The sequence below is a fragment of the Clostridium sp. AF32-12BH genome (assembly GCF_003477935.1).
Classification (GTDB): domain Bacteria; phylum Bacillota; class Clostridia; order Lachnospirales; family Lachnospiraceae; genus Brotaphodocola.
In genome coordinates, this window is the sequence record NZ_QUEH01000008.1 from 136,971 (window position 1) to 156,031 (window position 19,061).

Annotated in this window: 20 protein-coding genes; 17 read left to right on the forward strand and 3 right to left on the reverse strand. The window is 49.8% G+C overall.

The features are described from left to right. Positions 1-22: 22 nt before the first annotated feature. From DWZ40_RS19550 to DWZ40_RS09880, 4 genes are all read left to right on the forward strand, one after another. Entirely contained in the window at positions 23-184 is a 162-nt protein-coding gene (locus tag DWZ40_RS19550; protein WP_154106745.1) for a hypothetical protein, read from the forward strand. After that, positions 168-842 (forward strand): hypothetical protein, encoded by a 675-nt coding sequence (locus tag DWZ40_RS09870; RefSeq protein ID WP_118542888.1) that lies wholly within the window; start codon positions 168-170, stop codon positions 840-842. The genes DWZ40_RS19550 and DWZ40_RS09870 overlap by 17 nt, the downstream gene beginning before the upstream one ends. A 140-nt stretch (positions 843-982) precedes the next feature. Beyond that, complete coding sequence (locus tag DWZ40_RS09875; RefSeq protein ID WP_118542889.1) at positions 983-2,620, forward strand: DUF3298 and DUF4163 domain-containing protein; 1,638 nt, start codon at positions 983-985, stop codon at positions 2,618-2,620. A gap of 50 nt (positions 2,621-2,670) precedes the next feature. Continuing rightward, positions 2,671-3,486: a histidinol-phosphatase gene (locus DWZ40_RS09880; protein ID WP_118542890.1), complete on the forward strand. Its 816-nt coding sequence runs from the start codon at positions 2,671-2,673 to the stop codon at positions 3,484-3,486. Positions 3,487-3,546: 60 nt separating this feature from the next. Here the strand turns inward: DWZ40_RS09880 and DWZ40_RS09885 are convergent, their stop codons facing one another. Both DWZ40_RS09885 and DWZ40_RS09890 read right to left on the reverse strand, forming a co-directional pair. After that, positions 3,547-4,944 (reverse strand): sodium:alanine symporter family protein, encoded by a 1,398-nt coding sequence (locus DWZ40_RS09885; protein WP_118542891.1) that lies wholly within the window; start codon positions 4,942-4,944, stop codon positions 3,547-3,549. Between the two features lie 121 nt (positions 4,945-5,065). Beyond that, complete coding sequence (locus tag DWZ40_RS09890) at positions 5,066-5,623, reverse strand: manganese efflux pump MntP family protein (RefSeq protein WP_118542892.1); 558 nt, start codon at positions 5,621-5,623, stop codon at positions 5,066-5,068. A 257-nt stretch (positions 5,624-5,880) separates the two neighbouring features. Here DWZ40_RS09890 and DWZ40_RS19555 point away from each other — a divergent pair, with 257 nt between their 5' ends. From DWZ40_RS19555 to DWZ40_RS09910, 5 genes are all read left to right on the forward strand, one after another. After that, entirely contained in the window at positions 5,881-6,141 is a 261-nt protein-coding gene (locus DWZ40_RS19555; RefSeq protein WP_182431710.1) for a hypothetical protein, read from the forward strand. Beyond that, positions 6,129-6,314, forward strand: a complete 186-nt coding sequence (locus DWZ40_RS09895; protein ID WP_207664503.1) for a DUF401 family protein — start codon at positions 6,129-6,131, stop codon at positions 6,312-6,314. The genes DWZ40_RS19555 and DWZ40_RS09895 overlap by 13 nt, the downstream gene beginning before the upstream one ends. Before the next feature lie 138 nt (positions 6,315-6,452). Further along, entirely contained in the window at positions 6,453-7,220 is a 768-nt protein-coding gene (locus DWZ40_RS09900) for an AzlC family ABC transporter permease (RefSeq protein ID WP_118542933.1), read from the forward strand. A 13-nt stretch (positions 7,221-7,233) separates the two neighbouring features. Next, positions 7,234-7,557, forward strand: a complete 324-nt coding sequence (locus tag DWZ40_RS09905) for an AzlD domain-containing protein (protein ID WP_118542894.1) — start codon at positions 7,234-7,236, stop codon at positions 7,555-7,557. 82 nt (positions 7,558-7,639) lie between these two features. Beyond that, positions 7,640-8,398 carry a tRNA threonylcarbamoyladenosine dehydratase gene (locus DWZ40_RS09910; RefSeq protein ID WP_118542895.1) on the forward strand — a complete coding sequence of 253 codons (759 nt, stop codon included), beginning with the start codon at positions 7,640-7,642 and terminating at the stop codon, positions 8,396-8,398. A gap of 525 nt (positions 8,399-8,923) precedes the next feature. Here the strand turns inward: DWZ40_RS09910 and DWZ40_RS09915 are convergent. Next, on the reverse strand, positions 8,924-9,328 hold the full coding sequence (locus tag DWZ40_RS09915) for a PaaI family thioesterase (protein ID WP_118542896.1): 405 nt from the start codon (positions 9,326-9,328) through the stop codon (positions 8,924-8,926). A gap of 381 nt (positions 9,329-9,709) precedes the next feature. Between DWZ40_RS09915 and DWZ40_RS09920 the strand changes: the two genes are divergently transcribed. The 8 genes from DWZ40_RS09920 (at position 9,710) to DWZ40_RS20040 (ending at position 19,040) form a co-directional block, all read left to right on the forward strand. After that, positions 9,710-10,894: an acyl-CoA dehydrogenase family protein gene (locus DWZ40_RS09920; protein WP_118542897.1), complete on the forward strand. Its 1,185-nt coding sequence runs from the start codon at positions 9,710-9,712 to the stop codon at positions 10,892-10,894. Positions 10,895-11,075: 181 nt separating this feature from the next. Next, complete coding sequence (locus tag DWZ40_RS09925; protein WP_118542934.1) at positions 11,076-12,311, forward strand: CoA transferase; 1,236 nt, start codon at positions 11,076-11,078, stop codon at positions 12,309-12,311. Positions 12,312-12,345: 34 nt separating this feature from the next. Next, on the forward strand, positions 12,346-13,488 hold the full coding sequence (locus tag DWZ40_RS09930; protein ID WP_118542898.1) for an acyl-CoA dehydrogenase family protein: 1,143 nt from the start codon (positions 12,346-12,348) through the stop codon (positions 13,486-13,488). Between the two features lie 24 nt (positions 13,489-13,512). Continuing rightward, positions 13,513-14,301, forward strand: coding sequence for an electron transfer flavoprotein subunit beta/FixA family protein (locus tag DWZ40_RS09935; RefSeq protein WP_118542899.1), 789 nt, complete (start codon positions 13,513-13,515; stop codon positions 14,299-14,301). Between the two features lie 21 nt (positions 14,302-14,322). Further along, positions 14,323-15,333: an electron transfer flavoprotein subunit alpha/FixB family protein gene (locus DWZ40_RS09940; RefSeq protein WP_118542900.1), complete on the forward strand. Its 1,011-nt coding sequence runs from the start codon at positions 14,323-14,325 to the stop codon at positions 15,331-15,333. Positions 15,334-15,470: 137 nt separating this feature from the next. Next, entirely contained in the window at positions 15,471-17,108 is a 1,638-nt protein-coding gene (fadK, locus tag DWZ40_RS09945; protein WP_118542901.1) for a medium-chain fatty-acid--CoA ligase, read from the forward strand. A gap of 5 nt (positions 17,109-17,113) precedes the next feature. Beyond that, on the forward strand, positions 17,114-17,665 hold the full coding sequence (locus DWZ40_RS09950) for a hypothetical protein (RefSeq protein WP_118542935.1): 552 nt from the start codon (positions 17,114-17,116) through the stop codon (positions 17,663-17,665). A gap of 82 nt (positions 17,666-17,747) precedes the next feature. Next, positions 17,748-19,040: a hypothetical protein gene (locus DWZ40_RS20040; protein ID WP_243032084.1), complete on the forward strand. Its 1,293-nt coding sequence runs from the start codon at positions 17,748-17,750 to the stop codon at positions 19,038-19,040. Positions 19,041-19,061 lie beyond the last annotated feature (21 nt).

The following is a 19,061-nucleotide window of genomic DNA, read 5'->3' on the forward strand; positions in this document are numbered from 1 at the left end:
GACAGCATCGTAGAGGAAAAGAATGAAAAATATAAAGTATGAAAGCGATCAGCCGCTTGCAAGGCTGGAACCTGGCGATAAGGCGATCATCCGTGTTACACATTTTCCTTTCGCCCGGGAGAATGATAAGGAAAGATATAAGAATGTGCCTGCAGGAGATAGATTCTATGAGAAAGAAAAATAATAAAACCATTACCGCGATCGGCATGGCTGCACTGCTGACAGCAGCAGGCGTGATCACTGCCTGCGCGGCGCAGTCCCCGACCATTGTTGCAGGAAGCAGCACGGCGCAGGCCGAAGCAGAACAGCCGGGACCAGGAACAGCAGGAAGCCAGGAGGAGAGCGCGCAGGCACCGATCTGGGGCAGCATTACGAGTGTGAATGGAAGCAGCATTGACTTAAACTGCCCGTCCGGCAGCATGATCGAGGGCGATGTCATTGTACAGATTTCCGGTGATACGCTGATCCTCGATGGGGAGAACGGCTATCCGGTTGACTTAAAAGATCTTCAGGAAGGCGATACCGTATACGCCTACATCGGACCGGCCATGACCATGAGCCTGCCGCCGCAGACAAGCGGTGAGGTCCTTATTGCAAAGATTCCGGCGGATATGAAAGCGCCGGAGTACATCACTGTAAAATCCATGACAGCAGACGCGGACGGAAACTGGAAGCTGGTTTCCACTGCAGGTACAGAGTACGCGGTAGCAGCAGACTGCCGCATCATGCCATACCTGACCAGACAGATTGTTTCCCTGGAAGATGTGGCACAGGGCAGTAACCTGCTTGTCTGGAGCAATGCCGAGAACCAGGCACAGAAGCTGGTATTGTTCGCGAGATAGAAGGGAACGGATTTGACCGGAAAACAGAATGAAATGTCCTGTGCGCAAGCGATGATTGCGGCAGGGCATTTTCTGTATGAATCTGTTTGGCGGCAGTCTTACACAGAAAGATATCTATTGGAAATGGAGGAGATCAGAGTATGAAAAAACAGATATTGATGATGGCGGCAGCGGTGATGGCGGCATCCTGCATGGCAGGAGGATGCGGAAAAAAAGCAGCGAGTGTGGAGCGGATCTCCGGCGAGGAACGGAATCATGATGCGGATCCGGCTGCGCAGGAACCGGAATCCGGGACGGATGCAGAGGAAGTGCCGGAGTCAGAATCTGACAGACAGAACGAAACTTCCGGGACAATCCTCTTAGAGATTCCGGCAGAGTACGACGGAGAGTGGGAGGATGGAAAATCCCTGATTTCCGTGAAAACATCTCAGGTGCATCTTCTGGATGAGAACCACCCGGAATTGCAGAAATCCCTGGATGCGCTGAATCAGAAGAATCTGGATGCACAGAAGGCATTTCTGGAGGAGAACCGGGAAGATGCCCGCATGATGTACCAGACCAATCCGGAGATGATGGAAAACAATGGCTGGGAGTCGGAACTCACCGTAACGGCGGTCCGGGCAGCTGAAAGGGTTCTCTGCCTGATGCAGACGGAATATACCTGGCTTGGCGGCGCGCATCCATATACTTATATCACAGGAATCACGTATGATACAAAAACGGGAGAAGAATTGTCTCTGGAGGATATTGCGGCTGATTACGATGGAATTTATGATTATGTCTGCACAAAACTGCCGGAAGAGAACGACCCGGATATGTTTTTTGAAGGGTATGAGGACACTGTAAAAGCCATGTTTTACGGTGAAAACGCGGATTACAGTTCGATACGCTGGTTCCTTACCGACGAAGGGGTAACCATCTGGTTTAACCAGTATGACATTGCGCCATATGCGGCAGGACCAGTCAGCGTAGAAATTCCTTTTGCGGAAGGACTGGTAAAACAGCAGTATGGCACACAGAAAACCTCCTATGTAAAAGAACTTCCGGAGAATGGAACCGCAGACGTGGATGTGGATGGCGACGGAAAAAAAGAATCTGTGAGCTATACGGTGGATCGCGATGAATATGGAAACGGAGGAGCCATCACGGTGACCTGCGGTGATACTTCTTACAGTACCGCTTTCCTGATGGAGCAGGATTACGGCGCTTCCGGCGGCTATTCCTCGGAAGGCTGTATCCTTCATACGGAAGAAGGGAAAACGTATCTGTATCTGCAGCATCAGGACGATAATGACATCCGCTATCTGAATCTTTTTGACCTGAGCACCGGAACGCCGGTCTATCTGACATACTGCGGCCGTGCGTGGTATGATTCTCCGATCACGGACCCGGAGCATTTCATTTTGTGGGATTGGGAAGATGTTCTTGGAACCTACAGCGCATACCGGATCTACCATGTGGGAGAGGATGGCGTACCTGCAAGCGATGGCACGCTCTTCCGTCTTGGCCCGGTCAGCCGGGAAAATCCGATCGTGCTGGTATCTACCCGCGATCTTGAGGTGACGGTAGTGGAGAAAAACGCGGAAAAACCGGAAACCATTCCGTCTGGCAGTTCCTTTACCATTACCGGTACGGATGGCATGAGCTTCGTGGAAGCAGAGCTGGATGATGGACGCACCTGCCGGATCCCGGTACGAAAAGGGGATGGCGAATGGGAGTGGAAGATTAACGGTGTCAGTGAGTACGACTGTTTTGAACAGATTCCTTATGCCGGATAGAGGAGGAAAGGCGCACCGTAACAAAAAAGAGCGAAAGGACAGAGAATACGATGAAATTACGCGCAGATTTTCATACACACACAACTTACTGTGACGGAAAGAGCACACCGCGCCAGATGGTGGAGGCGGCGTACCGCATGGGACTGACGGATCTTGGGATTTCCGGCCATGCGGATTATTCCATGTGGGAACCGGGGTTTGGCATGTCCGATGAGGCGCTTGCCGCGTATAAGCAGGAACTCGAAGCACTGCGGGAAGAGTATGCCGGAAAAATCAATCTTTATATCGGGATTGAACTCGACACGCTGGGACCGGTGCAGCAGGCGGAATACGCCATCGGATCCACGCACAGTGTCTTAAAAGACGGGCATCTGGTAACGGTGGATGATACGGAGGAAAAGCTGGTCTGTGCGGTGGAAACACTCTGGAACGGCGACTGGTATGCGTTCGCGAGAGATTACTATGAGCTGGAAGCAACGGTTTACGATAAACTTCACTGCGACTGGGTCGGCCATTTTGACCTGCTCACCAAATTCAATGAGGGCTATAAGCATTTCAATGAAACGAAAGATGCCTACCTCGAACCAGCGCTCGCTGCCATGAAAAAGTTAAACAGCCAGGGACTCCCGTTTGAAATCAACACCGGAGCCATGTCCCGCGGCTACCGCACCGCGCCGTACCCGAACCCGGTTCTGTTAAAAGAACTTCACGCCATGGGCGGTCGCATCATAATCAATTCCGACAGCCACAGCGCAGACACCATCGCCTACGCCTTCGATCAGGCTCAGAAACTTGCCTATGACTGCGGCTTCCGCAAGGTAACGGTATTAACTCCACAAGGATTTCAGGAGATTCCGTTAGAATAAAAAATAAGAGCAGATTCTATTTGATATGATCGATAGAATCTGCTCTCGTTTTTATTTCAGCTAGGCATTCTTGCCTTCCGTTTCAAAATATTCTTTTGTCAGTTTAAATACTGTTCCGGACAGCAGGAACACACCAATCAGGTTCGGGATCGCCATCAGTCCATTGAAGGTATCCGCGATGCTCCATAACAGTCCCAGATCTACGGTCGCGCCTAAGATCGCAACCAGGGAGTAAGCTACCATGAATGGTTTGATGACCTTCTCATCGAAGATGAACTCAATACACCGCGCGCCGTAAAGACCCCATCCGATAATGGTGGAGAAGGCGAAGCAGCACATGGACACTGCGGTGAAGATGGATACCCAGCTTCCGTAGGTGGAGGTAAAGCCGGAGATGGTCAGTTCTGCGCCGGCAGCCTGTCCGTAGGTTACCGGAACGCCGCTGCACAGGATAACCAGAGCAGTCAGCGTACAGATGACGATGGTATCGGTGAACACCTCAAAGATACCGAAGAAGCCCTGCTTGACCGGTTTTTTGGTATCTGCGCAGGCATGGGCGATGGATCCGGTACCAAGACCGGCCTCGTTGGAGAAGATGCCGCGGGATACGCCGCGCTTCATACTTGTGAAGAAGCTTCCGATGATGCCTCCGGTTACCGCCTGCGGGTTGAACGCGCCCTCAAAGATCATGGAGAACACGAGCGGGATGCGGCTTGCGTGGAGCAGTACCACGCCGAGAGCAAGCAGGATGTAGAGAAGCGCCATGAACGGAACCAGTTTCTCAGCCACGTTTCCGATACGCTTAACGCCGCCAAGAAGCACAAGGCCTACCAGAAAGGCAAGAATGATGCCGATCACAAGGCAGACAACCGGCTTTGTCTGGTCGTTGATGAGCTGGTAGTTCTCTAACGCAGAGTTGATTGCAGTGGTGATGGTGTTAACCTGGGTTGCGTTTCCGGTTCCGAATACGGTCAGAACACCGAAAGTGGAAAACAGAACAGCAAGCCAGTTCCATTTTGGTCCGAGACCATTCTTGATGTAGTACATCGGTCCGCCGACCAGATCTCCGTTTTTGTTTCTCTCACGGAAGTGGACAGCGAGTGTCACCTCAGCGAATTTGGTGCACATGCCAAGAGCCGCGGAAACCCACATCCAGAAGACGGCACCCGGGCCGCCAATGGCGATCGCGCCTGCGACACCGGCAATGTTTCCGGTTCCAACGGTAGCAGCCAGAGCTGTGCAGACTGCCTGGAACGGAGTCATGGCACCGTCGGAAGCATCGCGTTTGCGGAAAATGCGTCCGATGGTCACACGGATGGCATAAGGGAATTTGCGGATCTGCAGAAAGCGCAGGCCAAAGCTTAAGTAAAGGCCAACACCAATGATACAGATCATGGCAGGAACTCCCCAGATGAAGTTGTTGATCACATTATTAATGGATTCGATCGTGTTTAACATAGGGATACCTTTCTTTTGTCAGAATAAAAAAATCATACCATAATATAGAAGAAATGTACACAAAAAACGCGGTCTGTGCTGAGAAACGAAAAAAATAAAGTGAAAAAAAGCACCGGCTCTTTTAGAAGAACAGGTGCTCCATGAGGATTTTGAAGCCGATCAGAATCAGAATGATGCCGCCGGTCCGTTCTGCCCTGGATTTGTAGCGTGCTCCAAACGCGGTGCCGACCTTGACTCCGATCACGGAAATAAAAAAGGTGGTGCATCCGATAAAGGCAATTGCCGGAAAAATCCGTACTTCCAGAAATGCGAAGGTGACGCCGACCGCCAGCGCGTCGATGCTTGTTGCGATGGCGAGCAGCAGCATGGTCCTCACATCCACAGACGCGTCGCAGGATTCGGTGTCCTGTTCCAGGGATTCTTTGACCATGTTAAAGCCAATGATGCCAAGCAGGATGAACGCAATCCAGTGGTCATAGGTTTTGATGGCACCCTGAAAGCGGATGCCAAGCAGGTAGCCAAGCCATGGCATAAGTGCCTGAAAACCGCCGAAATAGAGACCGATGACAAACGCGTGTTTGAGACGCATCGTCTGCATGGAAAGTCCTTTGCACACAGAAACGGCAAACGCGTCCATAGACAGTCCGACAGCAAGAAGAAAAAGTTCAATGAGAGACATAAGGATACCTCCGTATATTCTATTAAGTATATGAAGAAATGCGGGATTTTACAAGCAGAAAACGTAAATCAGGTTACAGACAGCATCAATCGCAGTCAGCATTATGGGGCGGGAGAAAAAGCCGGTGGCATGCTTCGTTTTCACTATGAAAATTGATAGTGACTTACAAATTTGCTGGTATATTTCAAAACAGGAGCAGATCCGTTAATATGAAGGAATCAGATCACTGATACAGTTACGAAACAGGAGGAACCTTCATGCAGATTGTGTATCTTGGGATTGTATTTGCGGTAATTATTATTTTGCTGGCGTGTAAGAGGCCGTTATACCAGGCGATTCTGGGCGGACTTCTCGCAACCATTTTGTTCTATCGGATTCCGCCGATGGAAATTGTACAGCGGACCTTGAAAACGCTTACAACATGGTCCTCGTTTTCTGTGCTGTTATCGCTGTATCTCATTACATTTTTACAGAGAATTCTGGAATCCCGGGAGGAGCGCCGCTTATGGTATATCTGATGTGCGTGGCTCATGCAGCCAGTCAGATTTCACCGACCCATGTGTGCCTGGTGGTGGCATCAGATTATTTTCATGTAACGCTTGGTGACCTGGTGAAAAAAACATTGCCGGCATCGATCACCTTTATTCTGTTTATGACGATTTATTATAACGTACTGAGTTTGATCCTATAAACACATATTGACATGGTAGGTGAATTGCTTTATAATTTCGTTCAAATACCTGTAAAAACGTGGGGGTTTCGGGTGAATGCCGGAAGAACCACGCAGAACAGAAGTATTGCAAGAGAATGAAAGATGAGGAACCTGCCGATGAACCGAGAATTGAAATACGCACTGGGAAAGACCATTCCGATCATGTTCAGTTATTTATTTTTAAGCATGGCATTCGGAATCATGATGAACCAGGCCGGATTTCCCTTTTACTGGGCTTATCTGGTCAGTCTCACGGTCTATACCGGTGCGTTTCAGTTTGTCATCGTATCGTTCCTTTCTGCGGGGGCGGGCATTGCCACGATTGCGTTTACGGCGCTGGCCATGAACTGCCGCCATATGTTTTATGGAGTCACGTTCTTAAAAGAGTTCAAAAGTATGGGAAAGTGCTATCCGTACATGATCTTTTCCCTGACGGATGAGACTTACGCGCTGTACTGTTCCCTGGAGTATCCGAAAGAACTGGACCATCATCAGGTGATGTTTGATATTGCGTGGCTCAGCCGTGCCTACTGGCTCATTGGAACTCTGGTCGGCGCGCTGCTGGGGCAGATCATCCCGTTCGATTTTGAGGGTGTGGATTTCTGCATGACAGCATTATTTGTTACCATTCTGATCGATCAGTGGAGAAAGAGCGGGAATCATGCGCCTGCAGTGATCGGCGGGATCAGCGCAGTGGTATTTCTTCTGGCCTTTGGGGCATCGCGGTTTATGCTGCCGTCTCTGATGGTGACAACGGCATTTCTGCTGATTTTTACACCAGGAAAAAGGAAAATGGAAGAGGCGGTTTCTGGGAAAACGATTTCCACAAAGCCTGTTTCTGGAAAAGCTGCTATCGGAAAAACGATTTCCGGAAAATCTGTATGAGAAGGGGGAGAAAATGATGAGACCATGGCATATTTTGTTATCAATCCTGGTTCCGGCAGTGCTGACATTCGGCCTGCGGGCGCTTCCGTTCCTACTGCTGAATAAAAGAGAACTTCCGAAACGAATCGAGTATCTGGGAAATGTATTTCCTATGGCAATTATGGCAACTCTTGTGGTATACTGCTTAAAGAGTGTCCCGGCATCTGCCCTGCAGGATAATCTGATCCTGTTTGCGGGCGTGGCGGTGACGGCAGCAGTCCATATCTGGAAAAAAAGTTCCATTCTGAGCATTACCGTAGGGACTGTGGTGTATATGGTGCTGGTGCACCTTGCCTGAGTCACGGACCGGGCAGCACAGGACAGCAGCGTTGGCTGTCCTGAACAGAGCAGGGATATGTAACAAAAGAAAGGTAGATACGATGTTAAATCAGTTTTCAAGAACAGAATTATTATTTGGAAAAGAGGCGATGGAGCGCCTGGCGCAGTCCAGAGTAGCCGTGTTTGGCGTAGGCGGTGTAGGCGGCTATGCGGTGGAGGCGCTGGTGCGAAGCGGCGTTGGAGCCATTGACTTAATCGACGACGACAAGGTATGCCTGACGAACTTAAACCGTCAGATCATCGCAACCAGAAAGACCGTTGGAAAATACAAAGTAGACGTGATGGAAGAGCGCATCCACGATATCAATCCGGACTGCAAAGTAACCACCCATAAGTGCTTTTACCTGCCGGAAACGAAAGATGATTTTGATTTTTCCCAGTATTCCTACGTGATTGACGCAGTCGATACCGTAACCGCAAAGCTTCAGCTTGTAATAGAAGCGCAGGAGAAAAAAGTGCCGATCATCAGCAGCATGGGTGCCGGAAACAAGTTAAACCCGGCTATGTTTGAGGTGGCAGACATCTACAAAACTTCCGTATGCCCGCTGGCAAAGGTTATGCGCCGGGAGTTAAAGAAGCGTGGCGTGAAGAAGTTAAAAGTGGTTTACTCCAAGGAGCAGCCGACCAGACCGATCGAAGATATGTCCATCAGCTGCCGCAATCACTGCATCTGCCCGCCGGGAGCAGCCCACAAGTGCACTGAACGCCGGGACATCCCAGGCTCCAACGCATTCGTTCCGTCCGTAGTAGGACTCATCATTGCGTCAGAAGTTATCAAAGACCTCGTAAAAGCGAAATAAAAATTAAGGGCGAAATTAATATAGGTCTGAAGGCGGTCGGTGCGGTATCCCGCTACGCAAAAGACAGGTATTGTGGTCGGACGATGTAGCTGACAGCCGTTTACGGATAGTTCGGACTGATCGTCCGCCTCCCGAAAACGTCATACCTGTCTTTATGCTACGCAGGATACCGCACCGACCGCCTTCTACTGTATTGGCTTCGCTGCGAGATAAATAAAACACAGCCAGAACTGTATTGATAAAGCCATAATTGTTGTGATAAACGCTTTAGTTTTTATTAGTACTGTTCTGGTTGTGTGATTTATAATTGTGGAATAACCAGTATAGTAGAAAGAAGGCAGACCGGCATACTGTGAAGCAGAAATACGACCGCTGTGTCCGGCTCTGCAGCGACTGGTGTTTGAGGGAGGCGGACGATTAGTCCGACTATCCACAAACAACTGTCAGCTTGCAGCGTCCGAACACAGTGGATCGATATTTATGCGTAGCAGTATGCCGGTCTGCCTTCTTTCGGACCTTTTGGTATTATATTTCCTTTCCCAGAAACATCGTAAAGTTTCCCGTCACGAGCACTTCTCCGCTCGCGTCTGTAATATCCACGCGTGTCACCACGGTCTTTCTTCCTTTATGAACGGCGTTCGCTTCTACATACACAGTTCCGGAATTGACTCCCTTCACGAAATTGATCCCGGCGCATTGGGTTACGTTTACAACCTCATAAGCATAGGTAGACATCCCGGCGGCAATGTCGCAGAGGGAGAAGAGAAACCCTCCGTGCGCGTTGCCGTACAGGTTTAAACATTCCTCTGTTATTTCTATAGAAAGACGGGCATGTCCCGGCTCAATCTCCAGCAGCTTCAGATTTTCCTGTCCCCGGATCGGCTGAATGTGCCGCCGGATCCCTTCTAATATTTCCGGTCTTGTGATCATAAAATCCTCCATTCGTTAAAAAACAATATTTGAAGTAAGATAAAAAACACTGTAGAAGCAGGAGTGAAATCTTCTGACGTTAAAAATAGCGAAATTAACTGCACAAATCAGAAAAATAACACTAAAAACAGAAAAAATAAGCTTCAAAAATGCTATTTACACCTTCACACGCTAGACTATAGCACCCGGAAAGTCCATTTACAAGCAAAAAAACGATTAATAGTTTTTTCCGATGAATCAGATGTATTTATTCGGATACAGCCGATTGGATATTTCCTGTTCCACACAGTATAATAACGTCATCAAGATTGTTAAAGAAATCGCAACATAAGATAAAAAGAAAACAATCAAAATGAACAACTCATATAAGGAGGATATCACATGAGCAAGTTAACAAAGGAAGAGTTCCAGGCTTACTTAAAGCAGATCCGCGAGCTGGCAGAGGGACCACTTGAAGAGATCCAGAAAGAAGTCGAGGTAACCAACAAATTCCCGCAGGAGTTCTACGATCTTGCAATCGAGAACAACTTATACCGTTGTTCCTTACCGGAAGAGTACGGCGGATGGGGCTTAAACGAGCTTGAGATCTTACAGGTACAGGAAGAGTTCTCCAGAGGCCCGGGCGGAATGAGAATGCATCTGCACTACGCAATGGATCTGAACTGGAGAATCCTCGATGATTACGGCAGCCCGGAGCTGAAAGCAGAGTACATGTCCAAGTTCCAGAACAAGGAAGTGTTCACCTGCTTCGCACTGACTGAGGCTACCGGCGGTACCGGCGCTGACTTACATACTACCGCAGTAAAAGATGGCGACAGCTATGTATTAAACGGTGAAAAGACTCTGATCTCCCACACCGACTGCTGCGAGTTCGCATATGTGATTGCAGTAACCAACCCGGATTCCGACAAAGATGACAGACTGTCCGCATTCTTCGTACCGATGGATGCACCGGGATTCGAAGTTATCAACATGCCGCACATGATGGGCTGCCGCGGTGCAGGACATGGCGATCTGAAATTCACCAACTGCCGCATCGACAAGAAATATCTGTTAGGCCGTGAGGGACAGGGACTTGAGATCGCAATGCACTCCTTATCCGTATCCCGCGCTCATATCGCAGCAAGTAACCTGGGTATGGCACAGAGAATGTTAGAGCTGTCCTTAGCATACGCTCATGACCGTGTAACCTTCGGCAAACCGATCGGAACCCGTCAGGCTATCCGCGTAAAGATCGCAGATATGTCCATGATGGTACACGCACTGCGCTGCATGGTTTACGATTTCGCAAAGGCTTACATGGAGAACCCGACTGGCGAGTACATCGAGGAGAAAGCTGCTATGTGTAAGCTGTTCAGTATCGATACTACCAGAAAAGTCAGCGATGAGATGCTGGAGATCTTCGGCGGCGTAGGCTACTTCGAGGATTGCAAGTACGGCCCGGTTGAGAGACTCTACCGCGACTGCCGCGCAATGTGGCTTGAGGAGGGCGCTCCGACCGTTCAGAGAATCACCATTTCCAGAAACACCATCAAACACGGCGCTCATATGGAGTACGTGCTGTAATTTCGGAAAACAAAACGTTTCCAAAACCGCGTGAAAACGCGGAATCACTCATACGATAACCAGAAAGAATATAGAATTGCCTAAAACAGGGTCATCAGGTTCTTACTTGGACCTGGGGCCCTGTTCCCCTTTATACCGGTCCGGAGGAGAACCTGACCGGACCGAAATGGAGGAATATAATATGAAACCTTTGGAAGGAATTAAGGTTGTAGACCTGACAACTTATCTGGCAGCACCGACTACGGTGCGTGTACTGGGTGAGTGGGGCGCTGACTGCGTGAAGATTGAATCCGCAAAAGGCGATCCGGCGAGAACCCAGGGGGCAGTGTTTAACATGCCTTATAACGATGAAGAAAATCTGGCTTTTGATGTAGCCAATTTAAATAAGAAATTTATTACTCTGAACTTAAAAGACCCGAAGGGTCTTGAGATTGCCTACCGCCTGTTAGCGGAGGCAGATGTCTTTGTTACCAATACCAGAACCAAATCTTTAAAGAAACTGGGTCTGGATTATGACACCTTAAAAGAAAAATTCCCGCGTCTGGTTTTCGCACAGGTATTAGGTTACGGCGAGAACGGACCGGAAAAAGATACTGCAGGATTTGATGTAACCTGTTACATGGCAAGAGGCGGCGTATTCGGAACCACGGTAAACCGCGGTGACGCGCCGATGATCCCGACCAACGGCTTTGGTGATTTCCAGGTTTCCCTGGCTCTGGCTTCCGGTATCTGCGCTGCTTTATATGGAAGAGAAAAATCCGGCAAGGGCGACAAAGTAACCGTCAGCCTGCATCACGCAGCTGTCTATGCCCTCAGCACCGGCCTGATCTCCGCACAGTACGGCAACCAGTATCCGAAGAACCGTACGGAGGTCGTAAACCCGTTCAATGATGTATTCCGTACCAGCGATGGCAAATGGGTATGCATCTGCTGTCCGGAGTATGACCGTGACTACGAGAAGATGTTCACCGTTCTGGACGCTCCGGAGATGTTAACGGAGGAAGCGAAAGAGAAGTACCGCCGCTGCGAGAGCATCAACGCAAACGGACTGAACCAGGAAGTTGTCGCAGCGTTAGACCGCGCGATCGCGAAGTTTACCAGAGAGGAACTGATGGAGCGCCTGAAAGCGAACGACATGCCGTGTGAGGCCTGCATGGAGCCGGAGGATATTTACAAGGATGAGCAGGCAGCAGCCAACCACATCCTGGCAAAGATCCCGTATCCGTCTGGCGAGCGCTTTATGCCGACCAACCCGATCCGCTTCGGCAGCATGGGCGAGCCGGAATATGTGATCGGCGGATCCCAGGGCGCGCACACCGTAGAGCTGATGAAGCATGTGGGCTACAGCAACGAGGAGATCGAGGAAGCCATTGCTTCCGGAGCCGCAACCGGCGAGACAAAACTGAAAAAATTATAGGTTTAAAAATAAGAAAGGGGAAGGTGACACAGATATGAGCTTAATGTACACCGAGGAACAGAAAGCGCTGATTGCTCTTGTAAAAGAGATGGCAGAGAACGAGATCAAGCCTTATGTGAAAGATGCGGATGAAAAAGGCGAGTGTCCGAAAGAACTTTATAAATGGGGATTTGACATGGGACTTCATATGCTGGAGGTTCCGGCCGAGTACGGCGGAGCTGGTTTAAGCTATGAGACCACCGCAATGATCTTCGAGGAACTGGCTAAGGTCGATGCCGGTTATGCCATCACCTTTGTCACTTCTTTCGTAGCATTAAGAAACGTAATCCTGGCAGGCACCAAGGAGCAGGGCCAGTATTTCGCAGATAAAGTAGCGCCGGGCACATTTGCTGGTTTCGCCCTGACTGAGCCGAACGCCGGTTCCGATCCGGCAGCAATGCGTGCGACCGCAGTCAAAGATGGCGACGAGTACATCTTAAACGGAACCAAGACCTTTATCACCAACGGTGCTGTAGCAAGCGTTTTCGTAGGTTTCTTCAAGACCAACCCGGCAGCAGGACACAAAGGAATTTCCGCTTTCATCATTGATGCGGACGCTCCTGGCGTAACCGTAGGCGCTCACGAGAACAAGATGGGCCTGCGCCTCTCCAACACCACCGACCTGATCTTTGAGAATGTCCGCGTAAAGGCATCCGCAATGGTAGGACCGGAAGGCAGCGGATTTAAGCTGGCTATGAACGCCCTGAACTTATCACGCGCATTCGTGGCAACCCTGGCAGTCGGCATCATGCAGCGCGCACTCGATGAGTCCGTGAAGTACGCAAAAGAGAGAAAACAGTTCAATACCCCGATCATCAAATTCCAGATGGTACAGCAGATGTTAGCTGACATGGCGATCAAGATCGAGGCATCCAGATGCCTGGTCAACAATACCATGAAGATGATGGATGCAGGCATCATGGTTCAGAAAGAGGGTTCCATCTGTAAGACCTTCGTTTCCGACTGTGCGCAGGAAGTTACCTCCAACGCAGTCCAGATCTTCGGCGGATACGGCTACAGCAAAGAGTACCCGGTTGAGAAGCTGATGCGCGATGTCAAAGTATTCCAGATCTTTGAGGGCGCAAACCAGGTGCAGAGACTGACCATCGCCAACGTATTAAATAAAGAATACAAATAGGAAAAATTGACAGGAGGATTGAAGATGAATATCGTTGTTTGTATCAAACAGGTTCCGGATACCACAGAGATCAAGATCGATCCGGTTAAAAATACACTGATCCGTACCGGCGTGCCGAGCATCATGAATCCGTTCGACAAGAACGCTCTGGAGACCGGACTTTCCTTAAAAGACCAGTATGGCGGCAAAGTAACGGTTATTTCCATGGGACCGCCGCAGGCAAAAGCTGTTTTGAGAGAGGCACTGGCTATGGGTGCTGATGAGGCTTATCTGGTAACGGACCGCGCATTCGGCGGATCCGATACCTACGCTACCAGCTACATCTTATCCCAGGCAATCAAGAAACTGGGCGCTTACGATGTCATCCTGGGCGGCAAGCAGGCAATCGACGGAGATACCGGCCAGACCGCACCGAGTATCGCAGAGCATCTGGGCGCAACCCGTCTGACTTACGTTCTGAGCTTAAAGGTTGAGGGCGATAAGGTCATTGCAGAGCGCCAGGTAGAAGAGGGCGTGGAAGTTATCGAGACGAAGTTCCCGGTACTTTGCACCGCAACCAAAGAGAGCAACAAACCGCGTTACGCAACCGTAAAGGGCGTTATGAGATCCTTCAACACCGAGATCGGTCAGATCACCCTGGCAGACCTGCCGGACGCAGACACCACCAAGATGGGCCTGAAGGGATCCCCGACCAAGGTAAAAGCAACATTCACTCCGAAGAGAACCGCAAACTGTGTGAACATCGAAGGCGTAAGCCCGGTGGAGATCGCGGACAACCTGATCGGAAAGCTGGTTGAGGCAAAAGTACTTTAATAAACAGAGGAGGTCGTCAAGATGAGTTTTGATACATGCAAGGACGTATGGGTATTTATCGAGAGCTTCCAGGGTCAGCCGAAGAGTGTCGGCCTGGAGCTGTTAGGACAGGGAAGAAAGCTGGCGGACGGACTGAAACAGAAACTCTGCGCCATTGTTATCGGCAAGGATGTAGACGCAGCCGTGAAGGAATCCGCAGCGTACGGCGCCGACAAGATCTATGTGATCCAGGGCGACGAGTATGAGAACTATTCCGCAGATGCTTACGGAAACGTATTCTTAAAGCTCTGCGAGAAATATGATCCGAACACCATTTTAGTAGGCGCAACCGTAAACGGAAGAGACCTGGGATCCAAGATCGCAGTCAGCCTCCGTACCGGCCTGACTGCCGACTGTACCGCACTGAGTGTCGATGAGGACACCGGCAATGTAGTCTGGGAGCGTCCGGCATTCGGCGGAAACTTATACGCGCAGATTCTCTGCAGCGAGACCAGACCGCAGATGGGTACCTGCCGTCCGGGCGCGTTCAAGAAGCCGGAGCGCAACGAGAACAATCAGCCGGAGATCATCAAAGAGGATATTCATACCCCGGAGAGCGAGATCCGCACCAAAGTGCTGGATTTCATCAAGGCATGTGAGGACAACGATATGCGTCTCGATGAGGCAGATGTCATTGTATCCGGCGGCCGCGGTATGAAGAGTGCTGAGAACTTCGGTATCTTAAAAGAGCTGGCAGATGTGCTTGGAGGAACCGTAGGATGCTCCAGAGCAGCGGTTGACGCAGGCTGGATGCCGCAGACCAAGCAGGTTGGACAGACCGGCTCCACCGTAACCCCGAAAATCTACTTTGCATGCGCCATTTCCGGTGCAGTGCAGCACGTAGCGGGCATGAGCGGATCCGGCACCATCGTAGCGATCAACAAAGATGAGACCGCGCCGATCTTTGAGGTTGCGGATTACGGAATCGTGGGCGATGTTTTTGAAATCGTTCCGGCTCTGGTAAAAGAATTAAAAGCAAAGCAGCAGGCATAAATACCATAGGACAAAAACATGAGGCTGCCGCAAACGGGCTGTAAGAATGAATATAGTACCTTTTGCAGCAGCCTCCCGCGCACAGGGCGGACGTTCGGCGGAATCACGGCATGCTGCCGGATGTAAGGAGGCACGTTATGTTTGAAGAGAGGAAGATCAGCCCGGAGCTAAGAAAACAGTACAGGGAAAAAGGATACTGGAAGGATGAGACGCTCTTAGACTGCTGGGACCGGACGGTAGAGAAGTATCCGGACCGGGAATATGTGGTGGATGACCGCGGTTACCGCTACACATACCGGGAGATGGATGAGGCAGCAGGACGGGTGGCATCATACCTGTTATGGCTTGGGATCCGCCCGGGCGAGGTGGTTTCCTACCAGCTTCCGATCTGGAGTGAGTTTGCCATGCTGACGATCGCCTGTTACAAGATCGGAGCGGTGGCGCATCCGATTGCCATGTCCTATGAGGAGAAGGAACTGGCGAGGAGCTTAAATGTAACGGAGTCCCGCTGCTATTTCGGACCGACATTCTTCTACAAAACCGATTATGAAGAGCGGATCCTTGCAGTGCGGGACCAGGTGCCGCTGTTAAAAGATGTTGTGCTGATCGACAGTGTCAGAGAACGGAAGAGCAACGTTCCACTGCTTCGGGAAATCCTCGCTTCCTGCGAGCCGCTTCCGAAGGAACGGTGTGTGCACACAAAAAACGGACAGGATATCGCTGTGATCCTCTGTACCTCCGGTACGACCGGAGGTACGAAGGGGGTTCTGCTGACGCACGATAATGTGCGTTACAGTGAAGATACATTCAACCGGGAACTTGGCCTTACCGAGGAAGACATCATGTTCATGCCGGCGCCGCTCCATCACGCGACCGGTTTCCATCATGCGATCATCGCGCCGATGCTTCATGGCGCTAAAGTGGTACTGCAGCAGAAATACCAATGCAGATCGGCAATCGAGCTTATGAACCGGGAAAAAGTCACCTACTCTATGGGAGCGACCCCGTTTATCTATGATATTTTAAGAGAGCTGGAAACCAATGGAGGAGCAGTTCCGACTTTGAAGTTCTATCTGTGCGGCGGAGCGCCGGTGCCGGGATATCTGGTGCAGAGGGCAAAACAGTATGGAATACTTCTCTGCGAGGTTTATGGATCCACGGAGAGCGTGCCGCACGCATTTGTCCGTCCGGATGAGGCGCTTGCGCTGAATGGAACGACATCCGGAAGGGCAATGGAAGGTGTGGAGATCCGGGTGGTGGACGAAGATGGAAACGACGTAGGCGTGGGCGTTCCGGGAGAAGAGCTGTCAAGAGGCCCCAGCGTGTTTGTCGGGTATTTAAAAGCACGGGAGATCACGGATGGAGCTCTGGACAACGATGGCTGGTTCCACAGTGGTGACCTTTGTATCATGGATGAGCATGGAAATATCCACATTATCGGGCGCAAAAAAGACATGATCGTCCGGGGTGGCGAGAACTTAAATACCAATGAGATCAATGATGCCCTGGAGGGATGCCCCGGAATGGGGGATCATACCATTATCGGAATGCCGGATGACCGTCTCGGAGAACGAATCTGCGCGTTTGCGGTTCCGCTTCCGGGACATGAAGACCTGAAGCTGGAGGATGTGCTGGACTATTTGCACTCCAAAAAAGTTCCGAAGCGTTTCTGGCCGGAGCGTCTGGAACTTATCGACCGCATTCCCCATACAGGAAGCGGAAAGGTGAAAAAATATCTGCTGAAGGAAGAGCTGGAAAAGCGTTTGAAGGGATGACCGCTATGATTGAACAGAAATTTGGACCGCGCAGATGCAGGGATACGAGAAAACCACTGGAAAAACAGTGTCCGGATGTTGTGTTTTACCGCTGTCCAGAATGCGGGGCTCTTTATCCGGTGACAGGAGGAACGAACCTGGAGGAGAAAGAGATTCTGTGTTGTGGAAAAAAAGCGGAAAGACTGGTTCCCGGAGAAGCGGATTCCGTGCGGGATGTGATGGATATTACTTATCAGATCACAGGCGGCTATAATGATAATGCTGTCCGCGTATCGTGGAAGATGAAGCCGTATGGACGTCATCCAGAGTGGATTTATCTGAAAACATTTACGGGGGGATATTTAAAATATGTAATGGAAGGAAAACATTCGCCAATGGTATTTGCCCTGGCGGATACCGATGCTTTTTGTTACTGTGATGAAGATCCCTGCCTGGAATGTGTATTTCGGTGTAAGAGAGGATTTATCATTTATGTTTATGATAGACAGACCGGACTCGTTGCGGTACCCCTGGATAAGATGAATGCCCAGTGGCAGAGTGGAGCAAATAAGATGTGAGATACTGTAATTTTTGACAATAATGTGTTAAATTAATAACGAAATCTGTATATGGGGATATACAGATAATGGGGGATATTCTATGGGAAAAACAACAAATGCGGAATGCAAAGTAGACTGGAAAACCGTTCTTGTTTTTGTGTCGATAGCATTTAGTTCGCAGTGTGGCGGCGGATTCGCGTCCGGATCTACGCCATGGACTTATTTTTTTAGAAATACGGGGTTTTATGGGATGCTGCCGGTTGTTGTGCAGCCGTATTTTTGTCTGTTTATGCCGTTTATTGTAGCGGCGATCAACTGTTTTATTATTTATTTCTTTATGAAATTCGCTATGGATTTCCGCACGTTTGATTACAGCAATTTTCTGAGGCAGTATGGTTCGCGTTTCTGCGGCGGGATTTTTGCCAGACCGATGCAGTACATTTATGAGTTTAATTTTAACTGGCTTCTGATCGTATGTATGGCGCTTGCGTACTCCACCTCTGGTTCAGCATTAAAAGAACTGACGGGAATTCCATATCTGTATTCTACGCTTATCATTGGTGTCCTGATGTTTGTTCTGTGTATGAAAGGCACAGACCTGGTCCGGAAGAACGCGGTGTTTATGAGTGCCGTTATTTTCATTGCGCTGATCTCAGTTCATGTACCTAATATCCTTTATAATGTAGTGTCTGGCCGGTTATCTGCGGAACTTGGCAGCATGTCCCGGCAGATCCACAGCGATGTTGCCGCAGGTGCAGGAAGCTTTTTAAAGTATCTTCTGGTCGCTTTTTGCTGGGCGTATATTTTTTCAGGACAGAATCTGGCAGGTTTTGGAGCCTATGTTAATCATGCGCAGCTTTTTACCAATAAAAAAACACTCAGATGGGCTGTTGTGCTGTCTGTGATTGCAAACTGGGCATTTCTGGAAATGAATGTGATCAATCTGGCTGCAAATTATTCGGCTGTTTATGAAGGATGGTCGAATGGACGTGCGGTATATACTATTCTTGTTGTACAAAATGGCGTCGGAAGCGGGGCGGTAAAGACCATCCTTCTTACGCTGATCACGGTGGCCATATTCTTTGCAACCATTTCAACAGCGATCAATTACGCGCAGGGATTCAATGACCGCATTTTAAACTGGTATCAGAAAAGAAAACAGGAAGACCCGGAAGTTTCCGCGGCAAAGAGAAATAAGCGGGGCGCGGTATTAACGCTGGTCTATATTGTGATCACATGGGCAGTGTCCCAGATGGGACTGACTGCGCTGGTATCCAAAGGGTTGACATTTGCATCGATCATCACATTGTTTACCCTGATCATACCGACCATCATCAATGTGATCCGGAAGTGGCCGGATGCAGATTATGCGCACATGACAAAAGAAAAATAATGAAATCATCACGAAGGGGGA